General features: G+C 71.2%; 22 protein-coding genes. 4 read left to right on the top strand and 18 right to left on the bottom strand.

Going from position 1 to position 20,739, the window contains the following annotated elements:
* Positions 1-45: 45 nt before the first annotated feature.
* From ACTOQ1_RS00960 to ACTOQ1_RS00910, 11 genes are all read right to left on the bottom strand, one after another.
* Complete coding sequence (locus ACTOQ1_RS00960) at positions 46-918, bottom strand: helix-turn-helix domain-containing protein (RefSeq protein WP_440063684.1); 873 nt, start codon at positions 916-918, stop codon at positions 46-48.
* A 135-nt stretch (positions 919-1,053) separates the two neighbouring features.
* A complete protein-coding gene (locus ACTOQ1_RS00955) occupies positions 1,054-1,278 on the bottom strand; it encodes a hypothetical protein (RefSeq protein WP_344745052.1) in 225 nt (74 codons plus the stop codon).
* A 197-nt stretch (positions 1,279-1,475) separates the two neighbouring features.
* Positions 1,476-2,582 (bottom strand): Gfo/Idh/MocA family protein, encoded by a 1,107-nt coding sequence (locus tag ACTOQ1_RS00950; RefSeq protein ID WP_440063682.1) that lies wholly within the window; start codon positions 2,580-2,582, stop codon positions 1,476-1,478.
* Positions 2,583-2,700: 118 nt separating this feature from the next.
* Positions 2,701-3,282: a TetR/AcrR family transcriptional regulator gene (locus ACTOQ1_RS00945; RefSeq protein WP_440063680.1), complete on the bottom strand. Its 582-nt coding sequence runs from the start codon at positions 3,280-3,282 to the stop codon at positions 2,701-2,703.
* Positions 3,283-3,449: 167 nt separating this feature from the next.
* A complete protein-coding gene (locus tag ACTOQ1_RS00940; protein WP_440063678.1) occupies positions 3,450-4,475 on the bottom strand; it encodes a phosphotransferase family protein in 1,026 nt (341 codons plus the stop codon).
* 245 nt (positions 4,476-4,720) lie between these two features.
* Positions 4,721-6,556, bottom strand: coding sequence for an acyclic terpene utilization AtuA family protein (locus ACTOQ1_RS00935; RefSeq protein WP_440063677.1), 1,836 nt, complete (start codon positions 6,554-6,556; stop codon positions 4,721-4,723).
* Positions 6,557-6,620: 64 nt separating this feature from the next.
* Positions 6,621-7,433: an enoyl-CoA hydratase-related protein gene (locus ACTOQ1_RS00930; RefSeq protein WP_440064749.1), complete on the bottom strand. Its 813-nt coding sequence runs from the start codon at positions 7,431-7,433 to the stop codon at positions 6,621-6,623.
* A gap of 56 nt (positions 7,434-7,489) precedes the next feature.
* Positions 7,490-9,529, bottom strand: coding sequence for an acetyl/propionyl/methylcrotonyl-CoA carboxylase subunit alpha (locus tag ACTOQ1_RS00925; protein WP_440064747.1), 2,040 nt, complete (start codon positions 9,527-9,529; stop codon positions 7,490-7,492).
* A gap of 8 nt (positions 9,530-9,537) precedes the next feature.
* Positions 9,538-11,163 (bottom strand): acyl-CoA carboxylase subunit beta, encoded by a 1,626-nt coding sequence (locus ACTOQ1_RS00920; protein ID WP_440063675.1) that lies wholly within the window; start codon positions 11,161-11,163, stop codon positions 9,538-9,540.
* Positions 11,160-11,936, bottom strand: coding sequence for a TetR/AcrR family transcriptional regulator (locus ACTOQ1_RS00915; protein WP_440063674.1), 777 nt, complete (start codon positions 11,934-11,936; stop codon positions 11,160-11,162). Before ACTOQ1_RS00915 ends, ACTOQ1_RS00920 begins: the two co-directional genes overlap by 4 nt.
* Positions 11,937-11,997: 61 nt before the next feature.
* The gene (locus ACTOQ1_RS00910) at positions 11,998-12,507 is read right to left on the bottom strand and encodes a carboxymuconolactone decarboxylase family protein (protein ID WP_440063673.1); all 510 of its coding nucleotides are present in this window, start codon (positions 12,505-12,507) and stop codon (positions 11,998-12,000) included.
* 278 nt (positions 12,508-12,785) lie between these two features.
* Between ACTOQ1_RS00910 and sigJ the strand changes: the two genes are divergently transcribed.
* Entirely contained in the window at positions 12,786-13,859 is a 1,074-nt protein-coding gene (gene sigJ, locus ACTOQ1_RS00905; RefSeq protein WP_440063672.1) for an RNA polymerase sigma factor SigJ, read from the top strand.
* Positions 13,860-14,006: 147 nt separating this feature from the next.
* A complete protein-coding gene (locus ACTOQ1_RS00900; RefSeq protein WP_440063671.1) occupies positions 14,007-14,375 on the top strand; it encodes a hypothetical protein in 369 nt (122 codons plus the stop codon).
* A gap of 108 nt (positions 14,376-14,483) precedes the next feature.
* Here the strand turns inward: ACTOQ1_RS00900 and ACTOQ1_RS00895 are convergent, their stop codons facing one another.
* Positions 14,484-14,837, bottom strand: coding sequence for a gamma-glutamylcyclotransferase family protein (locus ACTOQ1_RS00895; protein WP_440063669.1), 354 nt, complete (start codon positions 14,835-14,837; stop codon positions 14,484-14,486).
* Between the two features lie 147 nt (positions 14,838-14,984).
* Here ACTOQ1_RS00895 and ACTOQ1_RS00890 point away from each other — a divergent pair, with 147 nt between their 5' ends.
* Positions 14,985-15,941 carry a TIGR01777 family oxidoreductase gene (locus ACTOQ1_RS00890; protein WP_440063667.1) on the top strand — a complete coding sequence of 319 codons (957 nt, stop codon included), beginning with the start codon at positions 14,985-14,987 and terminating at the stop codon, positions 15,939-15,941.
* 11 nt (positions 15,942-15,952) lie between these two features.
* On the opposite strand, the gene ACTOQ1_RS00885 is transcribed toward ACTOQ1_RS00890, so the two are convergent.
* Positions 15,953-16,942 (bottom strand): TY-Chap domain-containing protein, encoded by a 990-nt coding sequence (locus tag ACTOQ1_RS00885; RefSeq protein ID WP_440063665.1) that lies wholly within the window; start codon positions 16,940-16,942, stop codon positions 15,953-15,955.
* Between the two features lie 378 nt (positions 16,943-17,320).
* Between ACTOQ1_RS00885 and ACTOQ1_RS00880 the strand changes: the two genes are divergently transcribed.
* Positions 17,321-17,911 (top strand): hypothetical protein, encoded by a 591-nt coding sequence (locus ACTOQ1_RS00880; RefSeq protein ID WP_440063663.1) that lies wholly within the window; start codon positions 17,321-17,323, stop codon positions 17,909-17,911.
* 231 nt (positions 17,912-18,142) lie between these two features.
* Here the strand turns inward: ACTOQ1_RS00880 and ACTOQ1_RS00875 are convergent, their stop codons facing one another.
* The 5 genes from ACTOQ1_RS00875 to ACTOQ1_RS00855 all read right to left on the bottom strand — a co-directional run bounded on the left by ACTOQ1_RS00875 (position 18,143) and on the right by ACTOQ1_RS00855 (position 20,726).
* The gene (locus tag ACTOQ1_RS00875; protein ID WP_440063662.1) at positions 18,143-18,340 is read right to left on the bottom strand and encodes a DUF397 domain-containing protein; all 198 of its coding nucleotides are present in this window, start codon (positions 18,338-18,340) and stop codon (positions 18,143-18,145) included.
* Between the two features lie 9 nt (positions 18,341-18,349).
* Positions 18,350-18,874, bottom strand: coding sequence for a DUF5753 domain-containing protein (locus ACTOQ1_RS00870; protein ID WP_440063660.1), 525 nt, complete (start codon positions 18,872-18,874; stop codon positions 18,350-18,352).
* Positions 18,875-18,930: 56 nt separating this feature from the next.
* On the bottom strand, positions 18,931-19,191 hold the full coding sequence (locus ACTOQ1_RS00865) for a helix-turn-helix domain-containing protein (protein WP_440063659.1): 261 nt from the start codon (positions 19,189-19,191) through the stop codon (positions 18,931-18,933).
* Positions 19,192-19,685: 494 nt separating this feature from the next.
* A complete protein-coding gene (locus ACTOQ1_RS00860) occupies positions 19,686-19,973 on the bottom strand; it encodes a helix-turn-helix domain-containing protein (protein ID WP_440064745.1) in 288 nt (95 codons plus the stop codon).
* A gap of 132 nt (positions 19,974-20,105) precedes the next feature.
* Positions 20,106-20,726, bottom strand: coding sequence for a helix-turn-helix domain-containing protein (locus tag ACTOQ1_RS00855; protein ID WP_440063658.1), 621 nt, complete (start codon positions 20,724-20,726; stop codon positions 20,106-20,108).
* Positions 20,727-20,739 lie beyond the last annotated feature (13 nt).

Genomic DNA, 20,739 nt, shown 5'->3' with positions numbered 1-20,739 from the left:
GTGCGTCACCTCCGTCTCGACAGAGAATTGCACGATCTTGGGATGCTAATCAAGCAATTGCGGTGTTTGGTCGGCTGATTGTCCGGAGAAATCGTTGAGTACTCGGACGATCACCGATCTGGCATCTTCCCTGAAGGCCGCGACCTCGCAGAGTTCCTCGAAGGTCCGCGCGTAGAAGGCGACGTCCTCCGGGTCGCGCAGCAGCAGGTCCCTCGTCCTGGTCGGCACCGCCACGTGGTCGTCGTCGTAAATCCAGAAGCCGTTGAGCAGCGCCGAGGGCAGGGACGCCTCGAAGGGGATCACGCCGAACTCCACGTTCGGCAGCGCCGTCACCGCCAGCAACCGGTCGAGCTGCCCGCGCATCACGTCCAGCGGGGCGAGCCGGTGGCGCAGCGCCGCCTCCGGCATGACGAACCTGAACCGCTTGCTCTGGTCGTAGAGGATGTCCTGGCGCTGCATGCGCACCCGGATGGCCGCGTCGATCTCGTCGGGTGCCTGGTAGAGGCGCTTGATCCGGGTGAAGATGCTCCGGGCGTACTCGGTGGTCTGCAGCAGCCCGATGACCACGCCGGGCTCGAACACCCGCAGCCGGGTGGTCCGCGCCTCCACGTCGCGGATGTCCTCCTGGAGCGCCGCCAGCCCGCTGCGATGCCGCTGCCGCCAGGAGTCCTGGCGGTCCAGGAGGCTCGCGGCCTGCTCCACCAGCTCCCCGGCGATCTCGGGGGTGGCGCCCACGGCCTGCGCCCACCGGGTGACGTCGTCCTCGGTCGCGGTCTGGCGGGCGTTCTCGATCCGGGAGACCTTGGACGCCTGCCATCTCAGCCGCTCGGCCAGCTCCTTGCCCGACAGGTGGGCGGCCTCACGCAGGTGCCGTAGCCGCACCCCGAGTTCGGTTCTGGCCTGCTGGAACCCGGTCACACGATCTCCTCGGCCGTTCGCGCGAGCCGGATGGCGCGGCCGCCGTCCGCCTGTGCTCCCAGCGTGCCCACGTCACCTCCCGCATGGTGCGCACGACGCTAGCCCCGAGCGTGTGGATCAAGCCAGAGAGCACTCCTAATCGTGACCAATATTTACGGAAAGTACTCGGCGCGCGATGTCCGCGAGAAGCTCACGCGGTACCTCGACGGCGGTTTCGCCGTCCAGGACGTGGCGCAGATCGGCCAGCGCCGCCGCGTCGGTCACCCGGAGACCCTGCACCACGATGGTCCCGCGGTCGGTCTCGTAGAGGGAGGGACAGGCCCCCGCCTCGGAGGTGGAGCCAAGAAACCGGAGACGCATGACTGAATCCTTCCCCGAACCGCATTCTTGAAGCAATTGCGAGCAATCCTGGGACGCGAAAGGTTGCATGAAGGTTTCAAAAGGGCGGACCGGTGCCGGAGAAAGGGGCAGGGGGTGCTGGGGCGCGGGCCGGGAACAGCCCGGCGGACCTGATGGGTGAGGTGTTCCCCGCGACGGAGAACGCCAGGGCGGCGCCCCTACGCCGGGGCCGGAGTCTGGGCGGTTCCCGTGCGGGAGGCCCGCTCGATCGTGTCGACGAGCCGGTGCCGCCGCAGCGCGTGGTCGAAGCCGGGCACGGTGCGCGTGCCCTCGCGCAGATCCCGGGCGAAGCGCGCGTACACCTGGGCCACGCCCTGCGCCGTCGCGGGCAGGTCGCGCGGGACCGGGTGGAAGAGGCTGTCGGGCAGGGGGATGTCGGCGAGCGCCTGGGTGTCGCCCCGGCCTCCCCGCAGTCGCAGGTCCAGCGCCTGGAGGTTGCCGTTGACGCCGGGCGCGGTCAGGACGAGGTCGCCGTCGGTGCCGTTGATCTCCCAGTGGAAGTTGTCGCCGCGGGAGACGCCGCCCCGGTAGAACAGCGAGAGGGCCGCGCCGCCGCGGAAGGTGCCCGTGACGGACACCTGGTCGGCCACCGTCACCGGGATGGTGGAGCCGTCGTCGATCACCTGTGCCCGCGTGAGGCCGGCGACCAGGTTGGCCGAGACGGTCGTGAGCTCGCCGAGCACGACGTTCACCGCCTCCAGGGCGTGCAGCGCCGACGCGGTCAGGGGTGTCGCGCCGGCGGCGGCGTCGTAGAGGTAGGCGTGCGCGCGGTCGGTCACGGGGCTCCAGGCCAGGCCCGATCCGACCAGCGTCGTGCCGAGCACCTTCCCGACGTAGCCGTCCGCGACCAGGTCACGGGTGTGGCGGATCGCCGGAAGGAAGCCGCCCTGCAGCCCGATCACCGTGCGGACCCCCGCGGCCTCGGCCCGGGCGGCCAGGTCGGCCGCCTCCTCGGTGCCGACGCCGAGGGGCCACTCGCTGTAGACCATCTTCCCCGCCGCGAGCGCCGCGGAGATCAGCGCGTGGTGGTGGGGCACCTTGACCGACACCACCACCAGATCCACTCCGGGGTGGGCGATCAGGCCGGCGGGGTCGTCGAAGGCCGCCGGGACGCCGAACTCCTTGGCGGCCAGGTCGGCGGACGCGCGGCGTGACGTGCTGATGGCGCGCAACTCGTAGCCGGGGAGGGCCCTGAGCGCGGGAACGTGGCTGATGGCGGCCCAGCCGCCGACGCTCGCCCCGATGATGCCGACGCCGATGTCCATGATGCTCCTAGGGTGATGTCCGGCCGCCTGTGGCGAACGGGGTGTGCCGATGCCGTCTCTTCCTGTCCGCCGACGGCGAATATCTTGAATGATTGTTACAGATTCGGGCCGTGAAACATCAGTCGAGGCAGCCCAGGGCCGCCTCCACGACGCTCATCAGGTACCGGCGGTCGGGGTTGATCGCCCCCGTGACACGCAACCCGTGAATGAGGGTCATGAGGAACCTCGCCGAGTCCCGGGGGTCGCGGACGCCGACCGGCTCGCCGCGGTTCTGGGCCGCCGTGATCGCCTCGGTCAGCTCGTCCTCCAGCAGCGAGGTCGTCGCCCCCACCCGCGTGGCCACCTCGGGGTCGTGGCACAGCCGCTCGGTCGCGGCGCTGACGATCAGACAGGTCTGCTCGCGCCCGTCCCGCAGGATGGTCTCCACCAGATCGACCAGGATGTCGCGGATCAGCTCCCGTGCCGGGGTGCCGCTGCGCAGCAGGTCGACCAGGGGGAGCGCGTACCGCTCCCGGTAGCGGTCCAGCACCGCCTGATACACGCCCTCCTTGCTGCCGAACGCCGCGTAGAGGGAGCCGCGGCCCACCCCGGTGGCGTCGACCAGGTCCTGCACCGAGGTGCCCTCGTAGCCCTTGTGCCGGAAGACGGACATCGCCGCTTCCAGCGCGGCCTCCGTGTCGAACTCCCTGACCCGCGCCATGTCGCCCAAGCTAGCCTTATCTGGAACGAGCAGTCAAATTTCCTCCCGCTCATGCGGGCACCGCCCGCGCCTCGGCCGTCGACCGCGGCATCGCCCCGCCCGGCCCCGCCGCGCCCACGCCTCGGCCGGGCGCCGGACGAGAGCGCCGGCGCCGATTCCATCGCAGGTCACATGAACGTACGGGCGCGGGCGAACAGGTTCAGCGTGGTGGCGTGGAGCAGGTCCCCGATCTCCTTGGGAGCCTTGCCCGCGCAGGCGCGGGCGTGCGTGCCCTCCAGGACGATGCCGAGCTTGAAGCAGGCCATCACCGCGTACCAGTCGACGGCCGACAGATCCCGGTCGGACAGGGCCGCGTAGCAGTTGACGAGCTCGGCGGCCGTGGCCAGCCCGGTGACCCCGCCGGAGATCACCCCCACGCCGTCGGGGGCCGGCCAGGTGGCCAGCAGCCACCCCAGGTCCAGCAGCGGGTCGCCCACCGTGCACATCTCCCAGTCGACGATCGCGGCCACCCGGGGCCCGTCGCAGGCGAACATGAGGTTGGCCAGGTGGTAGTCGCCGTGCATGATCCCCGGGGTGAACTCCTTCGGCCGGTTGCGCTCCAGCCAGCCCGCGGTCTCCGCCAGCCCCGGGATGTCGGGCCCCGGATATCCCTCCAGGGCTCCGTAGCCGTCCAGCTCGCCCATCCAGCGGGGCACCTGCCGCTCCAGGAACCCCTCGGGATGGCCGAACCCGTCGAGCGCGCCGTGGTCCACCCGCCCGAGGTCGGCCAGCGCCGAGGCCGCCTCCAGTCCCATCCGGTGCCGGATCGCGGGGTCGCCGGCGTGCGGCTCGGGCAGCTCGACGGTGGCGTTGAACCCCCGGACCGGCTCCATCAGGTAGAAGACCGCGCCCATGACGCTCTCGTCGGTGCAGGCCGCGACCAGGCGCGGCGCCGCCACCGGCGTGTCGCGCAGGACCGCGAGCACCCTCGCCTCCCGGCGGAGCGCCTCGTTGCTCCTGGCGCGCGGGTGCAACGGCGGCCTGCGCAGCACGTACGACGCCCCGCCCCGCTCGAAGCGCACCATGACGTTCTGCGTCCCGCCCGTCACCGGCGCGACCCGCTCGAACGGCCCTTCCGGCAGCCCCCGCGCGTCCATCCACGCACCGAGCACGTCGAAGTCGATCGCGGTGACGTCGATGTGCGTGGACGTCATGCGCCCTCCTTGACCGAATGATGTTCTAGGTGGGGTGAATCTATGATTCCCGTCCGCGACGGTCAATAGTCTCCCGCTCCGGCGGAAGCGGCGTCCGCGTCGGCGGAGGCGGAAGGGGCCGCCCCCCGCACCCGGGCAGGAAGGGGGCGCCTCCCCGGCGAGACGGAGGTGTCGATGCGAGCGCCGTCGTGGCGGCGGATCGGAGTCGTGCCGGCGAGCCAGAGGAGGCGTCGCGGGATGCCGGCTCAGAGAAGGCGTCGCGGGATGTCGGCGAGCCCGGCGCGGAGTTCCTCCCCGAGGGCCTTGGCCTGGGCGTCGAGACGGGGACTCGCGGCCACGCCCCGGCCGAGGAGGCCGTGCACGACGAAGTTGAGGGCGAGCAGGTTGGGCAGCTCGAAGCGCTCGACCTTCAGGCAGGCGGTGAACGGCAGGAGTTCCGCCAGGCGTTCGACCGTCAGGTAGCCCTCCAGCCACCCGAACCGCTCCGCCGTACGGACCCAGACCCCCAGGTTGGCGTTGCCGCCCTTGTCCCCCGAGCGGGCGCCCACGATCGCGCCCAGCGCGACCCGCGCGGTCTCGCCGTCGCCGCGCCCGTCGTGCGGGGCGGTGTCGGTGTCGGTGTCGGTCTCGGCGTCGCTCCCGCGGTCCGCGGCCTCGCCGCCGCTCGCCACCCGTGCGGTCGTCACCTCCGGTGTGCCGGGCACCTCGGACAGGTCACGTGCACCGGACGCGCCGGGTGCGCCGGGTACGGCGGCGAGCTCGCGGCCGTCGAGCCAGACGCGGGCCCGCACCGTCTCCGCCGGGACGAGCGTGGGCCAGTAGACCCCGTACGGCGAGGCGTCTCCGGGCGGGGTGAGGCCGTAGAAGCCGGGATAGCTCGCCAGGCCGGTCTCGACCACGGCCGCGGAGAAGGCACGCCCCGCCCTCCGCCGGTCGGCGTCCATCACGGTGACACGCAACAGGGCGGTCCCGGTGAGCGGAGCGGTCCCGGGGATCGAGGCGGTTCCGGCGAGCGGGGTGGTCCCGGCGAGCGGGGTGAGCTCCACGTGGACCTCGTCGAACGACTCCTTCGGCACCCGCGACCAGATGGCCTCCTCGGCCAGCCGGGCCTTGGCCTCGATGTCCAGGCCGGTCAGGACGAGCGTCATCGTGTTGCGGTAGCCCGCCAGGTAGTTGACGGCGACCTTGAGCGTGCCGGGAGGGGCCTCGCCGCGCACCCCCGAGACGCGGACCCGGTCGGGGCCCTCCTGCTCCAGCCGGATCGTGTCGAAGCGCGCGACCACGTCGGGCCCGAGGTAGCGGGGCGACCCGATCTCGTACAGCAGCTGCGCGGTGACCGTGCCCACCGAGACCAGCCCCCCGGTCCCCGGGTGCTTGGTGACCACGCTGGAGCCGTCGGCCTCCAGCTCCACCAGCGGGAACCCGCAGCGCGCCAGGTCGGGCACCTCGCCGAAGAACGCGTAGTTGCCGCCGGTCGCCTGGCAGCCGCACTCGATGACGTGCCCGGCGACCACCGAACCGGCCAGCGCGTCGAGGTCGTCAGGGCCCCACCCGTACCGCCAGATTCCCGGCCCGGTGACCAGGGCGGCGTCCGTGACGCGGCCGGTCACCACCACGTCCGCCCCGGCCGACAGGGCGGCGGCGATCGGGCGGCCTCCCAGGTAGGCGTTGGCGGTCAGGGCGGGGGCGGGCAGCGGCTCACCGGTGTCCGCGTTGGGGGCGCCGCCCAGGTCGTGGCCGGTCAGGTCGTCGCCGGTGACGTGGGCGACCCTCACCGGCAGCCCGAGGCGCCCGGCCAGCTCGCGCACGGCCTCGGCGCACCCGGCCGGGTCCAGCCCGCCCGCGTTGGAGACGATCCTGACGCCCCGCTCCAGGCACGTCCCGAGGACCTCCTCCAGCTGCTTGAGGAAGGTCGGCGCGTAGCCGGGGCGGCCCTTCAGCCGGTTCCCGGCCAGGATCAGCATGGTCAGCTCGGCGAGCCAGTCGCCGGTGAGCACGTCGATGGGACCGCCCTCCACCATCTCCCTGGCGGCCGACAGCCGGTCGCCGTAGAAGCCGGAGCAGTTGGCGACGCGCAGCATCAGCCCTCCTCGGACCGGGACGTCACGGACGCGTCACCGCGCGCCCCCGGCTCGCCGTACGGCATCAGATCGTCTCCGGCGCGGGGATCCACGACGCGGACCGCTTCTCCATGAAGGCGGCGATCCCCTCCTGCCCCTCGGCGGAGGTGAACCGCCGCGCGGACAGCTCGGCCATCTGGCGCATGCCCTCCTCGACGCTCAGCCCGGGTACGGTCCGCACCAGCTGCTTGGTGAGGGCGAGCGCCTCGGGGCCGCCGCGCAGCAGCATGCCGGTGTAGTGCGCGACGGTCGCGTCCAGCTCCTCCTCGGGCACGGCGCGGGTGAGCAGCCCGATCTCCGTGGCGCGGGCGGCGTCGAACGTCTCGCCGGTGAGCAGGTACTCGGCGGCGGCGCGCGGGCCGAGCCGCCGCAGCACGGTCACCGAGATCATCGCGGGTACCACGCCGAGCCGCACCTCGCTGAACGCGAACGACGCGGAGTCGGGGGCGATCGCGAAGTCGCACGCCGCCACCAGGCCGAGCCCCCCGGCCCGCGCCGTGCCGTTCAGCCTGCAGACGACAGGCTTCGGGCTCTCCCAGATCAGGCTCATGATCTCCGGGAAAGACGCGGTCACCGGCGCCTCGTGCGCGCCGCCCGGCGCGACCCGCTGCTCCTTCAGGTCGGCGCCCGCGCAGAACACCGGCCCGGTCCCGGTGAGCACGATCACCCGGACGCTCTCCTCGGCCAGCGCCCAGTTGAGCCGGTCCTCCAGGTCGCCCAGCAGCCGCACCGACAGCGCGTTGCGGTTGCGGGGGGAGTCGAGGGTGATCGTCGCCACCCCGCCGGACAGCTCCCTGCGCACCAGGCGTTCCACCGGCCAGCCCCCGTCGCTCTTCATCTCGGTCCTTCCGTCGTCGAGACCCCCTCCCGGCTCCCGGGAACCGGGGGAGGAGGTCACGTCTGCTCCTCGATCACGGCCAGCACGGCCCCCGCCTCGACCTGGCGGCCCGGCGTCACGTTCACCGCCGCCACCGTGCCCGGCGCGGGCGCGGCGATCCGATGCTCCATCTTCATGGCTTCGAGCACCACGACCACCTGCCCCGCCCCGACGGTCTCGCCGGCCTTGACGTCGACCCGCAGCACCGTACCGGGCATGGGCGCCACCAGGGAGCCGGGCAGCACGTGTTCCACCGGTTCCGGCAGGCGGGGCAGCGGGGTGAGCCGTACGGAACCGAGGGGGGAGTCCACGTGCGTCACGCCGTCGTAGCGGGCGACGGCGAACCGGTGCCGCACGCCCGAGGTCTCCAGCACCACGAGCGAGGGCGTCGCGTCGACCAGGACCGTATCGGGAAACCCCTCCGCCCGCAGGCCGTCCCTGGTGATCCGGTAGGAGATCTCGGCCTCCGCGAAGGCGGCGCGCTGCGGCTGCGACACCACGTTGCGCCACCCGCTCGGCAGTCCCGCCTGCACGGTCGCCGCCGCCCGGTTGGCCGCCGCCCCCGCGAGCGCGGCGGCGAGGGCGGACAGGCGCGCGAGCTCCGGCCGTTCCCGGCCGGGCGCGGGGGACCCGGTGAGCCCGTGCTCCTCCAGGAAACCGGTGTGGGTGTCCCCGGCCAGGAACGCCGGGTGGCGCAGGACCTCGACCAGCAGGTCCCGGTTGGTGACGAGGCCGTGGATCCTCGCGCCCGCCAGCGCGGCGGCCAGCCTGCGCACGGCGTCGGGGCGGCTCGCGCCGTACGAGACGACCTTGGCGAGCATCGGGTCGTAGTGGACGCCGATCTCCGAGCCGTCCTCGACGCCGGAGTCCAGCCGCAGGCCGTGGCGCCCGCCGGGTACGGGCGCGAAGCGGGCGTCCACCCCGGGAACCTCGAAGCGGTGCAGCACGCCGCTCTGCGGAAGCCAGTCGCGGGCCGGGTCCTCGGCGTACAGGCGCACCTCGACGGCGTGCCCGGACGGTTCGGGCGGCGACGCGGGGAGCCGGGCGCCCTCGGCGATCCGCAACTGCCACTCGACGAGATCGACGCCGTACACGCACTCGGTCACCGGGTGCTCCACCTGCAGGCGGGTGTTCATCTCCAGGAAGGCGACCGTCTCGTCCCTGACGAGGAACTCGACGGTCCCGGCGCCGACGTAGCCGATGGCCCGCGCGGCGGTGACCGCCGCGTCGAGGAGCCGCGCCCGCGTCGCGGGGGAGATCGCCGGGGACGGGGTCTCCTCGACCACCTTCTGGTGCCGCCGCTGGATCGAGCACTCCCGCTCGCCCAGCGCCCACACCGTCCCGTGCCCGTCGGCCAGGATCTGCACCTCGATGTGCCGGGCGCCCTCCAGCAGGGGCTCGACGAACACCGTGCCGTCCCCGAACGCCGACGCCGCCTCCCGGCGCGCCGACTCGACCGCCCCGGGCAGGTCGTCGGTGAGCCGCACGACGCGCATCCCGCGCCCGCCGCCACCGGCCGACGCCTTCACCAGCAGGGGTACGGCCCATCCGGAGGCGCTCCCGCTCATCCGGGTGAACACGGCGTCCAGGTCGCCTTCCAGGTCGTCCGTCGAGTAGCCGGGTCCCGCGACGAAACCCGGCAGCACCGGGACCCCGGCCTCGGCCATCAGCGCCTTGGCCTCGATCTTGGAGCCCATCGCGGCGACGGCCCCGGCCGGAGGGCCGACCCAGGTCAGCCCGGCCTCCGGTACGGCCCGCGCGAAGGCGGCGTTCTCCGACAGGAAGCCGTACCCGGGATGGACCGCGTCGGCGCCCGACACGCGGGCCGCTTCGACGATCTTCTCTACCGACAGGTAGGTGTCGGCGGGCCTGACCCCGCCCAGCCGTACGGCGTGGCCGGCCTCGGCCACGTGCGGCGCGTCCGCGTCGGCGTCCGAGAAGACCGCGACGGTCTCGATGCCGAGGTCGCGGCAGGTACGGAAGACGCGGCGGGCGATCTCACCCCGGTTGGCGACGAGCAGGCGGCGGATCGGCGGGACGGTCACGTTCATGGGCATGGTCACGGTCACATCCGGAAGACGCCGAAGCCCGAGGGCCGCGGGACGGTGGCGTTGTCGAAGGCGGCGTTGTCGAAGGCGGCGTTGCCGACGGTGTCGCCGACGGCTGACAGGCACAGGCCCAGGACCGTCCGGGTGTCGCGGGGGTCGATCACACCGTCGTCGTAGAGGCGGCCCGACAGGAAGAACGGCAGCGACTCGGCCTCGATCTGGGCCTCGACCAGCTGCCGCATCGCCGCGTCGCCCTCCTCGTCGTAGACCTGGCCGCGCGCCTGGGCGGCGGCCCGGCCGACGATGGACAGCACCCCGGCGAGCTGGGCGGGCCCCATCACGGCAGACTTGGCGCTGGGCCAGGTGAACAGGAACCGGGGGTCGTAGGCCCTGCCGCACATCCCGTAGTTGCCCGCCCCGTACGAGGCGCCCATGACGATCGTGATGTGCGGGACGGACGAGTTGGACACCGCGTTGATCATCATGGCGCCGTGCTTGATGATGCCGCCCTGCTCGTAGTCCTTGCCGACCATGTAGCCGGTGGTGTTCTGCAGGAAGACCAGCGGGACGCGGACCTGGTTGGCGAGCTGGATGAACTGCGCCGCCTTCTGCGCCTCCTCGCTGAACAGCACGCCCCGGGCGTTGGCCAGGATCCCGATCGGACGGCCGTGCAGGCGGGCCCACCCGGTCACCAGGCTCCCGCCGTACAGGGGCTTGAACTCGTCGAACTCGCTGCCGTCCACCACCCGCGCGATCACCTCGCGCGGGTCGAACGGGATCCTCAGGTCCTCCGGCACGATGCCCAGCAGCTCGTCCTCGTCGTACAGCGGCTCGCGCACGGCGCCGGGGGAGACGCGGGACCCGCGCCGGTTCAGGCCCCTGACGATCCGCCGCCCGATCCGCAGCGCGTCGTGCTCGTCGGCGGCGAGGTAGTCGGCCAGGCCGCTGACCCGCGCGTGCATCTCGGCACCGCCCAGCGACTCGTCGTCGGCCTCCTCCCCGGTGGCCATCTTGACCAGCGGCGGCCCGCCGAGGAAGACCTTCGCGCGCTCCTTGACCATGACCACGTGGTCGCTCATCCCCGGCACGTACGCCCCACCGGCCGTGGAGTTGCCGAAGACCAGGGCGATCGTGGGGATCCCGGCCGCCGACAGGCGGGTCAGGTCGCGGAAGATCCGGCCTCCGGGGATGAAGATCTCCTTCTGGGTCGGCAGATCGGCCCCGCCCGACTCCACCAGGTTGATCAGCGGCAGCCGGTTCTCGAGGGCGATGTCGGCCGCCCTGAGCGTCTTGCGCATCGTCCACGGGTTGGACGAGCCGCCCCGCACGGTCGGGTCGTTGGCGACGAGCACGCACTCGACGCCCTCGACCACCCCGATCCCGGTGACCACGCTCGCCCCGACGGGGAAGTCGCCGCCCCAGGCCGCCAGCGGCGAGAGCTCCAGGAAGGCGGAGTCGGGGTCGACGAGCAGCTCGATCCGCTCCCTGGCCAGGAGCTTGCCCCGCGCGCGGTGCCGGTCGACGTACTTCCCGCCGCCGCCCGCCACGGCCTTGGCGTGCTCGGCGTCGAGCGCGGCCAGCTTGGCGAGCATCGCCTCGCGCCGCGCCAGGTAGTCCTCACCGGAGGTGTCCAGGCGGCTCATGAACCCGCTCCCTTGGTTGACACGGACGTCACATCGACGATCCGGCTCGTCGGCGTCGGCGTCGGCGTCGGCGTCGGCGTCGGCGTCGGTGCTTGTGCTTGTGCTTGTGCTTGTGCTTGTGACGGTGGCGACGGTGTTCGTGCCGGCGCCGGGCCCCACGCCGGAGCCGGTGTCAGGCCGATGGCCCGGGCCCAGAGCGTGGAGAGCGTCGCGACGGCGGTCCGCTCGTCGGCGTGCTCGCCGAGGTCCAGCCAGACGTGGGCGAAGTGCTCGACCATCCCGCCCAGCATCACGGCGGTCAGCCGGGGATCCAGCGACGGGTCGGCCAGCCCCTGCTCCTGCAGGCGCCGCAGCCCCTCCGCGCCCCGCCGCACGAAGACCTCGCGCAGTTCGAGCAGGAGGCCGCGGAAGCTCTCGTCGGTGACCGCGACCTGCTCCAGCATCCGTACCAGCCGGGAGTTGGCGGCCCACGCGCGCAGGTAGAGCAGGTTGGCGGCCTCGATGCGGGCGTACGGGTCGGCGGGGGCGGCCGGTCCGACCACGCTGGCGGTGAACATCTCGCCCACCACGGTCGCCGCCACCTCGCGGAACAGCTCCTCGCGCGAGCCGAAGTAGGTGTAGAAGGTGCCGTGCGAGACCCCGGCACGGGCGCAGACGTCGTCGACGCGCACGGCGTCGTAGCCCCGCTCCTCGAACGCCTCCCGCCCCGCCTGGACGAGCGCCGCCCTGGTGCGCCGCCCCCGGCTGCCGAGGGTCTCCGACTTGACGATCACGTCAAGTACGGTAGCCCACAACCGGTGCCCCCGCCAGGGGCGGCGCTAACGCCCGGGGGCGTTACGCGTTGTAGTTCCTCCCCAGGGGCCTACCGGGGATCGGCTTGGCGATGAGGGCGACGGGGATGAAGAAGCAGATCTGGCCGATCGCGAGGATGAGCGTCCAGAGGGCCTTCTCGTCGTAGTGGGCGGATGCCCTGGCGTACAGCTCGTCGGGGACGCGTTCCCCGAACGGGTTCGGGGAGAGGACGGCCTCCACGAGTTCCAGTGCCACCCGTTCGGCGTCGGTGAAGTAGGGGGCGTCCCGCCACGACGCCACGGCGGTGATGCGCTCCTCCGCTTCACCGGCCTTGCGGAGACCGTCGGTTTGCCGGACCGTGTGGTAGGTGCTGCCGACGATCTGCCCGGCGCGGAGCTGCACCAGGCCGATGGTGATCTGGGGAATCGAACCGTTCTGGACGGCCTTGATCATGGCTCCGGCGATTGACGTCACCTCGGGAAAGAACTGGGAGGGGTCGGGCAGACGCGACCGAAGGTCGCCCTGCTCGGCTGTCCTGGTTGTAGACGTCACGATGTCTTCCTCTCGATCTCAGCGGTGTTTCCGAAGCTCGCGCCGCGGTGGGGTTCGCCCTGCGCCACGCAGGGGACGATCACACGTTCCGGCGCGGGATCGCCGACGGCGATTCGCGTCCCGGGCGGGGTCGCCGCGTTCTCCCGCGTGCTGGATGGTGTCCGGGGACTCCGACGACACAACCGCCGAGAATGTGAGGCGACGCGCCGGCCTCACAGTTCGGCGCGCTGTCTCGTCGATCCGGTGAACGCAACCGCACCCAAGGAGCCGACGACACCATGACCGCCCCGTCCGAGACAGGAGACGACCAGCCGGATCCGAGCCTGAGCGCGATCATGAGCGAGCGGCGTCAGCTGATCAATCTCGCCTACCGGCTCCTCGGTTCCCTGGCCGACACCGAGGATGTCGTGCAGGAGACCTACGCCCGCTGGTACGCCATGTCGCGGCAACGGCGGGAGGCCATCGAGTCGCCCGGCGCCTGGCTGACGACGGTCGCCGGCCGCATCTGCCTGGACCTGCTCGGTTCGGCGCGTGCCCGGCGGGAGCGCTATGTGGGTGAATGGATCCCCGAGCCGCTGCCGGATCGTACGGAGTGGCTCGGCGGGCGGCCGGGCGGCACCACGACGGATCCGGCCGATCCGGCCGACCGGGTCACTCTCGACGAGTCGATCAACATGGCCTTCCTCGTCGTGCTCGAATCGATGACCCCGGCAGAGCGCGTCGCGTTCATCCTGCACGACGTCTTCCGCTACTCCTTCGCGGAGGTGGCCGAGATCGTCGGCCGTACGCCGGCGGCCTGCCGCCAGCTGGCCTCCTCGGCCCGCCGCCGCATCCGCGCCTCACAGGCTCCCCCGACCCCGGCGGCCCGGCGCGCCGACATCGTCAGGGACTTCAAACGGGCGTGGGAGGCCAAGGACATCGACACCCTCGTCGGCCTCCTCGACCCCGAGGTCACGATGATCGCCGACGGCGGCGGCCTCGCCAGCGCCCTGCTCCATCCGATCGAGGGCAGCGAGCAGATCGCGCGCTACGCCCTGGCGATCGCCGACATGGCGCCCGAGATGACGATTCTGGAGCGAACGGTGAACGGTCAGCCCGGTCTGGTCGCTCAGCGGGACGGCGTCACCGAGGCGGTGATGGCGTTCGAGGTCGCGGGTGATCGGGTCACGCGGATCTGGGCCGTGCGCAACCCCGAGAAGCTCCGCCCCTGGACGGCGACGTGGAAAGAACGCCGCCACGGCGACACGGCGGTTCACCGGATCCTTCCCGACGGACACCAAGAACCGGTGAACCGCGACAGCACCGGGACGAACCGCGAAAGCACGGGGGCGAGGCGACGCGCCGAACCATGAGGTCGGCGCGTCGCCTCACATTCTCGGCGGCTGTGTCGTCGGACTCCTGAGACACCGTCCAGCGACCGTTCAGCGGGTGGGAAAGCGCCGCCCCGGACGTCATCACCCCCCGTCTCAGCCTGCCGCGTAGCCGTCAAGGAGTCATCTGTGTTCTTGCGTGCCGTTATCGCTCTGCAAACCCTGGTCGTCTTCACCGCGCCGATCACCGCGGGCCTGTTGTTGTCCTCGCCCAGCGGACAGGCACTGCACAGCGCTTCGGCGTACGGGGTGTTCACCGTGTCGGTGGTGCACCTGGCCACCGCGATCCTGCTGTGGCGGCCGGGCGGTGGCTCGCCCGGGCCCATCCTGTACGCGGCCGTGTTTCTGGGGCTCACACTGGCGCAGGTAGCACTGGGCATCGCGCGGCTGAAGACCCTGCACATCCCGCTGGGCGTGCTGTTGTTCGGCCTGAGTCTCCTTCACCTCAGCCGGGTCCTGGCCGACCGTCGCACTCCCGTGGCATCCGTTGGTCCATGAGCCGGACGCGACGCCGTCCCCCTTCACCCGCTGAGGCTCTCAGGGTGGCCGAATATGCCAAGTTGCCGGCCTGGCGAACGCGCTCTCCCGGACCCCGGAGGCCGGAGCTCAGGAATCGATGTAAACCCAGGCGTGCAGGCCGGAGGCGAGCCTGACGAGCACTCGGCGGTAGTTGGCCACCTCGTGGTCGTCGGCGGCGGCCAGTTCGGCGTCGGTGACCTCGAACACCGTCCCCTCGACGGCGTGGGAGAGGTCGCCGGTCGCGCGCACGATCGGATGGCGGGCGGTGCCGCCGACCGCGACGACGCCGGGGTCGGTGATCTCCACCGTCGTCACCGTGTAGCCCGGCAGCAGGTCCGGGGTGCCGTCCAGCTCGCGGCCGAAGGCGGACAGCTGTACCTCGCGCTGGCGCAACGTCCCGTAGGAGAACAGATACGTGCGGCCCTGTGCGCTCTCGGACAACGGACGTCCCCTTTTCCGTGCCTCGGTGAACCCCCCACCCGCCGAGTCTAGAACGCGGCCGATCATTACTTCACATGGATGGTGACCCTCTTTTGAACGCGTTCAGCGCGCTGTACTACGGTGGTCCCACACGTTCTGGGGAGTCCGATGAAGATAGTGATACCCGGAGGAAGCGGTCAGGTGGGCACGATCCTGGGTCGTGCGCTGACGGCCGCGGGGCATGACGTCGTGGTGCTGACCAGGCGGCCGGCGCGTGAGCGTGAGGTCCGCTGGGACGGGGAGACCCCGGGACCCTGGGCACAGGAGATCGACGGCAGCGACATCGTGGTCAACCTGGCCGGGCGCAGCGTCAACTGCCGCTACACCGCCGCCAACCTGAGGGCCATGATGGACTCGCGCGTGCGCTCCACCCGGGTCGTGGGCGAGGCGATCGCGGCCGCCGCGCGGCCTCCCCGGGTCTGGCTGCAGATGAGCACCGCCACCGTCTACGCCCACCGCTTCGACGCGCCCAACGACGAGGCGACCGGCGTGCTCGGCGGCACCGAACCCGGCGTCCCCGGCTACTGGGCCCGCAGCGTCGAGATCGCGAAGGCGTGGGAGGAAGCGCAGGAGCGAGCCGAGACCCCGCACACGCGCAAGGTCGCCCTGCGCACCGCCATGGTGATGAGTCCCGATCGCGGCGGCGTCTTCGACGTCCTGCTGCGGATGGCGCGGCTCGGCCTCGGCGGCCCGATCGCGGGCGGCGCGCAGTACGTGTCCTGGATCCACGACCGCGACTTCGTCCGCGCCGTCGAGTTCCTGGCCGGCCGGGACGACCTCGCCGGGCCGGTGAACCTCGCCGCCCCCGACCCTCTGCCGCAGCGTACGTTCATGCGCGTGCTGCGCGCCGCGTGGGGTGTCCGGGCCGGCCTGCCCGCGACGAGGTGGATGGCCGAGCTCGGCGCGTTCGCGCTGCGCTCGGACACCGAACTCCTGCTGAAGAGCCGCAGGGTCGTCCCCGGCCGCCTGCTCGAAGCGGGTTTCGCCTTCGAACACGCCCGCTGGCCGGAGGCCGCCGGCGACCTCGTACGGCGCGTGCGCGCCGGGTCCGGCGTCACCGGGTAGGGCTTGGCGGATCAGGAGCCCTCGGGGCGGATGCCCAGTTCCTCGGCGACGTGCTTGACGTGCTCGTCGCCCATGCCGTTGCGGAAGGTTCTGACGGCGAGTTCCGAGGGGTCGTGGAAACCGAGCGCCCGCAGTGCCTCGACCGCCTGCGTGGCCAGCGGCCCGATGTCCGCCCAGACGACCGGTCTGCCGATCGTCCAGCTGACGCACTTCCCGGTGACCATGTCCGGAGTCCAGCCGATCTCGAACATTCGCCGCTCGCGGTCGGTCCTCGGGTTGTCCGGGTCGGGGTCCTCCGTCGACACCGGCCGGTAGTCGAGCGCGCCGGTGTCCATGAAGCCATAGTGATCCGTCATGAACTGCACCCCGCCGCGTTCCTTGTCGATCAGGATCACGGCGCTCTCGGTGGGGAGGGTCTGCAGCACCCAGTCCAGGCGCCGCCGCAGGTCTTCCCAGTCGGTACAGCGGGCGGGAGCGCCGGTGGCGGTGGGCCGCTCATCACGATCTTTCAAGAGGTACAGGGCGTCGAGGGGACCGTCGTCGCCCCACGACCAGCAGCGCAGCCGCTCCGGCGGCACGGCCAGGACGTCACGCAACGCGCCGATGACGGCCTCGGCGCGGCCCGTGAGGAATTCCAGGCCTCTCTCGTACCATCTCCAGCTGATGCTCCAGGTGGGACGGATCTGCGAGGTCCCGGTGGCCTCCAGCCTCCAGCCCAGCGCGTGGAGCCGCTCCCGCTGGACGTCGGAGAGCCCGCGCGCCTCGAATATCTCCGCGCAGACGTACCGGTCCATGAACTTGCTCGATATGACGTACGTCCCGGTCGCCGGATCGCCCAGGCGTACGCGGTCACCTGGCGCGTTGGAGCCGTCCGGGTACCTGACGATCCACGGGGGAGCCGACCCGGCCTCACCGGAGTAGGGCCGCGCCAGGACGTCCCAGATCGAAGCCCGCGTGTCGTCTTCGCCGCGGCCTCCGGAACCGTGAGTGTGCGCGCTCATTCACCACGTCCATCGGGCTCGTACGGAAAGGATCTTCCGCCCGATGCTAGCGGCCACGGCGGTACGTGCCGATCGAGCGGGCACGGGACGAGGCCCCGGGATCGGCCGTACCACGTGGTCGGAAACCACGCCCGGGAGGCGAGCGTTCGCCGGAGGGGCGACGTCCCTTCCGGCTGACGTGCGGCGTCTCGAAGGGTTCAGGAGATCGGTGGTACGCGCAGGCCCGCCTGGAGCGGTTCGCGGCGTGGTCGGCCCGGTTCTTTCGGGGTGCTTACGTCTCTCTTTCGGGGTGCTTACGGCTTTGCGCATCCACTCAACTTCGTGGCCGGCAACGCGCACGATGACGAGCGTCATGACCGACAGGAATGGAGTTTCCCCATGCGTCAATCGGCTCTCTACCGGGCCACCGGGGCGGCCGGCCTCGTCTGCGCCGTGCTGCTGGTGGTCAACATCCTGCGCCGCGCGGGCGCGCTGCCGGAGACCGCGCTCACCCATGCCGTCGCACCGTTCGGCGCGCTCGCCGGCCTCTTCGCGATCACCGGCCTCTACTTGCTGATACGCGGTACGGCCGGCAGGCTCGGCCTCATCGGCTACCTGCTCAACTCGGCCGGCCTGGCCGGGGCGTTCGCGATCGAGTACACCCTGCACTACGTCTTTCCGCTGCTGGGCAGGAGCACGATCGACGAGCTGTTGTCCGGGGGCACCGGGCGGGCGTTCCTCGTCACCTCGGTCGTCCTGATCGCGGGAGTCCTGACCTTCAGCGTCGCGGCCCTGCGCTCGGGCGCCCTCCCGGCCGTCGCGATCGCGCTCTACGCCGCCGGCATGATCCCGGGCTCGCTCAGGAACCTGGTGCCCGTACCGGTCTACCTGGCGGGCCTGGTGATCGCGGCCGTGGGCATCGCGTGGATGTCCGCGCGGCTCTGGGCCGCCGGGGAGGAGAGCGCCACCTTCCAGACCTCCGGCACCTGACAAAGGGGGCGGCAGTGCCCCGCGCTCAGCCGCGGTGGCTCAAGCCGCTCTTCCAGGACAGTCCATCTACGCCAAGGGGAACGTCCCGCACGCGTCTCACCGCGTTCGGCGTGCCCGCATCACCATCCACCAGCACGCACTCGAACTCGACCAGTCACTGGCCGGGCTGCTCGCCGAGGTGGAAGTTCTGGCTCGGCGACTCCTCGTGGTCGCACCCGCGTAGCGGTCTCGCTAGTCGAACTCGCCGTCCTTGACGCCGCTGACGAAGGTGTTCCATTGACCCGGGGTGAATCTCAGGACGGGGCCGGTGGGGTTCTTGGAGTCCCTTACGGCCTGACCGCCGCCGGGGAGTGCCGCGACCTCGACACAGTGGTCGCCCGAGCCGGAACAGGAACTCTTTTGCCAGGTGAGGGGCTGGGGGAGATCCACGATTACCTCTTAACCGAGTTGATCTATCAGGTTGGACAGGCGCGCCACGGACGAGTCTGGGCCGAGTGCGGACGAGCGTATGAGGTCGAAGATGAGCCTGTGGTGCTCAAGCTCTTCGGAGGTCTCCAGGTACAGGTCACTCGTCGCGGTCTCGATGTAAACAATGCTCGGATCGTTTTGATCCGGGAAATTCAATATGGTGAAAGCGTCGTCCATGGCGGCATGGGCTCCGACTGAATCCGGTAGGACTTGCGGGTAGATGTTCGGCTTGGCGCTCATTTCGATGATATGCCGCAGCTGCCGACGCATCACCGACGGACTGCCTACCGTTTTGGTCGGTGCGGCTTCATCGATCACTGCCCACAACGTGGGCGGGGCCTCGCTGTGCAGGACGGCCTGCCTCGCCAGCCGCGCTTCTACGCGGCGACGAATTTGTGCGCCTTCCATCACCCGGCCGCCTTTGAACGTAGCCGTGGCGTACTCCTCGGTCTGGAGTGACCCGGGCACGCGGAGATCCTCGTAGGTGTTGATCAAGGATGTCTCTGCTTCGAATCCAGCTAGGGAACCCGCCAAATGTCCTGGTAGTTGGCCTACCACCCCTTCTCGCGTGACTGGCGAGCCAGCGTCAGGACGGCCTCACGTTGTGCCGGCTCCGTCACCGAGTACAGGTCCGGAAGAGCCCGGATGTTTCCTAGATCGGGCCTGGTCCGCTTGTTTTCCTCCATCTTGTTGAGGCGGCCACGTGACCACTCCAGCCGACGTCCCGCCTCTTCAACGCTGAGCCCCGTCTGCTCGCGAAGACGGATGAGTTCGGCGGAGGGACGGCGTCGGCGGACTGTAGGACTCGCCATGATTTCCTCCCTTATTTCGAAAATGGGACATATTGTCGCATTGAAACTATCGCCTTGAAAGTATCTATGTGATCAGTCGCTATCGGGAGGATGCCCGTAACCGTGCGTGGGAGGGGGCGATTTCGGACGATCGCGAGCGGCGCATAGAGAGCACGTCGGCCATACGCGCGCGGCGCGCTGTCCATCGAGATTGAGGCGGGGCAGGGTGTGGCCGAGCCCGCTTCCGGCAGGCCCGGACTCGGAACACGGTCGCGGGCTGGCGATCGTCGCGGCCTACGCCGACCGGTGGGGAGTGGAGTCCGTGCCGGGTGGCAAGACCGTCTGGTTCGTCTCCGTGGAGCCGGGATCCCGATGAGCGGTCCGCTGTCCGTCCTTGACACGCCGGACGACGTGCGCGTCTGCGTACGCTGTGGCACCTGCATCGTCACGCTGGCCGCCGCCGTCCGTCATGGGCTCCCGTCGGACGCCGGTCAACGGGCCCCGCCGGGTGCCGGTCAGCGGAAGGAACGCCGGTGGGCGGCCGGGGTGGTGCTCAGCGCCTTGTGGAAGCGGCGGCGCAGGTTGACCGCCGAGGACAGGCCGACGCGCTGGGCGATCGTCTCCACCGGGAGGTCGGTCTCCTCCAGCAGGGCGCGGGTGCCGGCGATGCGCCGGTCGAGCAGCCAGCGGCCGGGGGAGATGCCGAGCTGCTCGGTGAAGTGGCGGCTGAGGGTGCGCGCCGACATCCCCGACCGGGCCGCCATGTCCTCCAGGGTGAGCGGCCGGTCGAGGTCGGCGGTTATCCAGGCGAGGAGCGGGGCGAGGGAGTCGGGGACCGGTCCTGCCGCGACGGTCCCGCTCGTAGGTTCACACCCGGGGTGATCTTGCAGCTCGTCACCGGATACCCGGGCTGGGACGTACGCGCCGCAGGGTGTTCAGGGGCGGTCGTCCGCGGGGGCTTCCTGGTGAGGCTGGACCGGTGTGGGGCGGGCGCGCAGGTGGGCGCGCTCTCCTTGGCGGCCGAAGAGGGCCAGAACTTCGACGGGGTGTTCGTCGGCGTTGCCGAACCAGTGCGGTGTGCGGGTGTCGAACTCGGCGGCCTCGCCCGGTCCCAGGGTCAGGTCGTTGTCGCCCAGGACCAGGCGCAGGCGCCCGTCGAGCACGTAGAGCCATTCGTAGCCCTCGTGGCTGGATTGTTCGGGCTGGAGAGACCGTGTCCGGGGGGAGATGATCAATTTGTAGGCCTGCAGGTTTCCGGCGCGCCTGGTCAGCTGCAGGAGCGTCATGCCGTTGCGGGTGACCGCCTTGAAGTGCAGCCGCGGGTCTCCCGTGTGGGGTGCGCCGATCAGCTCATCGATGGCCACACGCAGCTCCCGCGCGAGCGGCAGCAGCAACTCGAGGGTGGGGCGGCGCTGCCCTGATTCCAGGCGCGAGAGCGTGCTGATGGAGATGCCGGTCGTCTCGGAGAGCTGGGTCAACGTGATGTTGCGGTGGGTTCGCAGGGCCCTCAATCGGGGACCGACCGCCGCCATCGTCGCCGCTGTGCCCTCGTCCATGCCTCCAGTTTGC

Source organism: Streptosporangium sp. OZ121 (assembly GCF_051918885.1).
Taxonomy (GTDB): Bacteria; Actinomycetota; Actinomycetes; order Streptosporangiales; family Streptosporangiaceae; genus Streptosporangium.
The sequence above is the reverse complement of the archived record's forward strand: the minus strand, read 5'-3'. Positions and strand labels throughout refer to the sequence as shown.

What these genes read in the sequence shown, in the direction of transcription:
- ACTOQ1_RS00955 (WP_344745052.1), bottom strand. Translation starts at nt 1,278, where the DNA reads ATGCGTCTCCGGTTTCTTGGCTCCACCTCCGAGGCGGGGGCCTGTCCC.
- ACTOQ1_RS00950 (WP_440063682.1), bottom strand. Translation starts at nt 2,582, where the DNA reads ATGGACATCGGCGTCGGCATCATCGGGGCGAGCGTCGGCGGCTGGGCC.
- ACTOQ1_RS00945 (WP_440063680.1), bottom strand. Translation starts at nt 3,282, where the DNA reads ATGGCGCGGGTCAGGGAGTTCGACACGGAGGCCGCGCTGGAAGCGGCG.
- ACTOQ1_RS00940 (WP_440063678.1), bottom strand. Translation starts at nt 4,475, where the DNA reads ATGACGTCCACGCACATCGACGTCACCGCGATCGACTTCGACGTGCTC.
- ACTOQ1_RS00935 (WP_440063677.1), bottom strand. Translation starts at nt 6,556, where the DNA reads ATGCTGCGCGTCGCCAACTGCTCCGGCTTCTACGGCGACCGGCTGTCG.
- ACTOQ1_RS00930 (WP_440064749.1), bottom strand. Translation starts at nt 7,433, where the DNA reads ATGAAGAGCGACGGGGGCTGGCCGGTGGAACGCCTGGTGCGCAGGGAG.
- ACTOQ1_RS00925 (WP_440064747.1), bottom strand. Translation starts at nt 9,529, where the DNA reads ATGCCCATGAACGTGACCGTCCCGCCGATCCGCCGCCTGCTCGTCGCC.
- ACTOQ1_RS00920 (WP_440063675.1), bottom strand. Translation starts at nt 11,163, where the DNA reads ATGAGCCGCCTGGACACCTCCGGTGAGGACTACCTGGCGCGGCGCGAG.
- sigJ (WP_440063672.1), top strand. Translation starts at nt 12,786, where the DNA reads ATGACCGCCCCGTCCGAGACAGGAGACGACCAGCCGGATCCGAGCCTG.
- ACTOQ1_RS00890 (WP_440063667.1), top strand. Translation starts at nt 14,985, where the DNA reads ATGAAGATAGTGATACCCGGAGGAAGCGGTCAGGTGGGCACGATCCTG.
- ACTOQ1_RS00885 (WP_440063665.1), bottom strand. Translation starts at nt 16,942, where the DNA reads ATGAGCGCGCACACTCACGGTTCCGGAGGCCGCGGCGAAGACGACACG.
- ACTOQ1_RS00880 (WP_440063663.1), top strand. Translation starts at nt 17,321, where the DNA reads ATGCGTCAATCGGCTCTCTACCGGGCCACCGGGGCGGCCGGCCTCGTC.
- ACTOQ1_RS00865 (WP_440063659.1), bottom strand. Translation starts at nt 19,191, where the DNA reads ATGGCGAGTCCTACAGTCCGCCGACGCCGTCCCTCCGCCGAACTCATC.
- ACTOQ1_RS00855 (WP_440063658.1), bottom strand. Translation starts at nt 20,726, where the DNA reads ATGGACGAGGGCACAGCGGCGACGATGGCGGCGGTCGGTCCCCGATTG.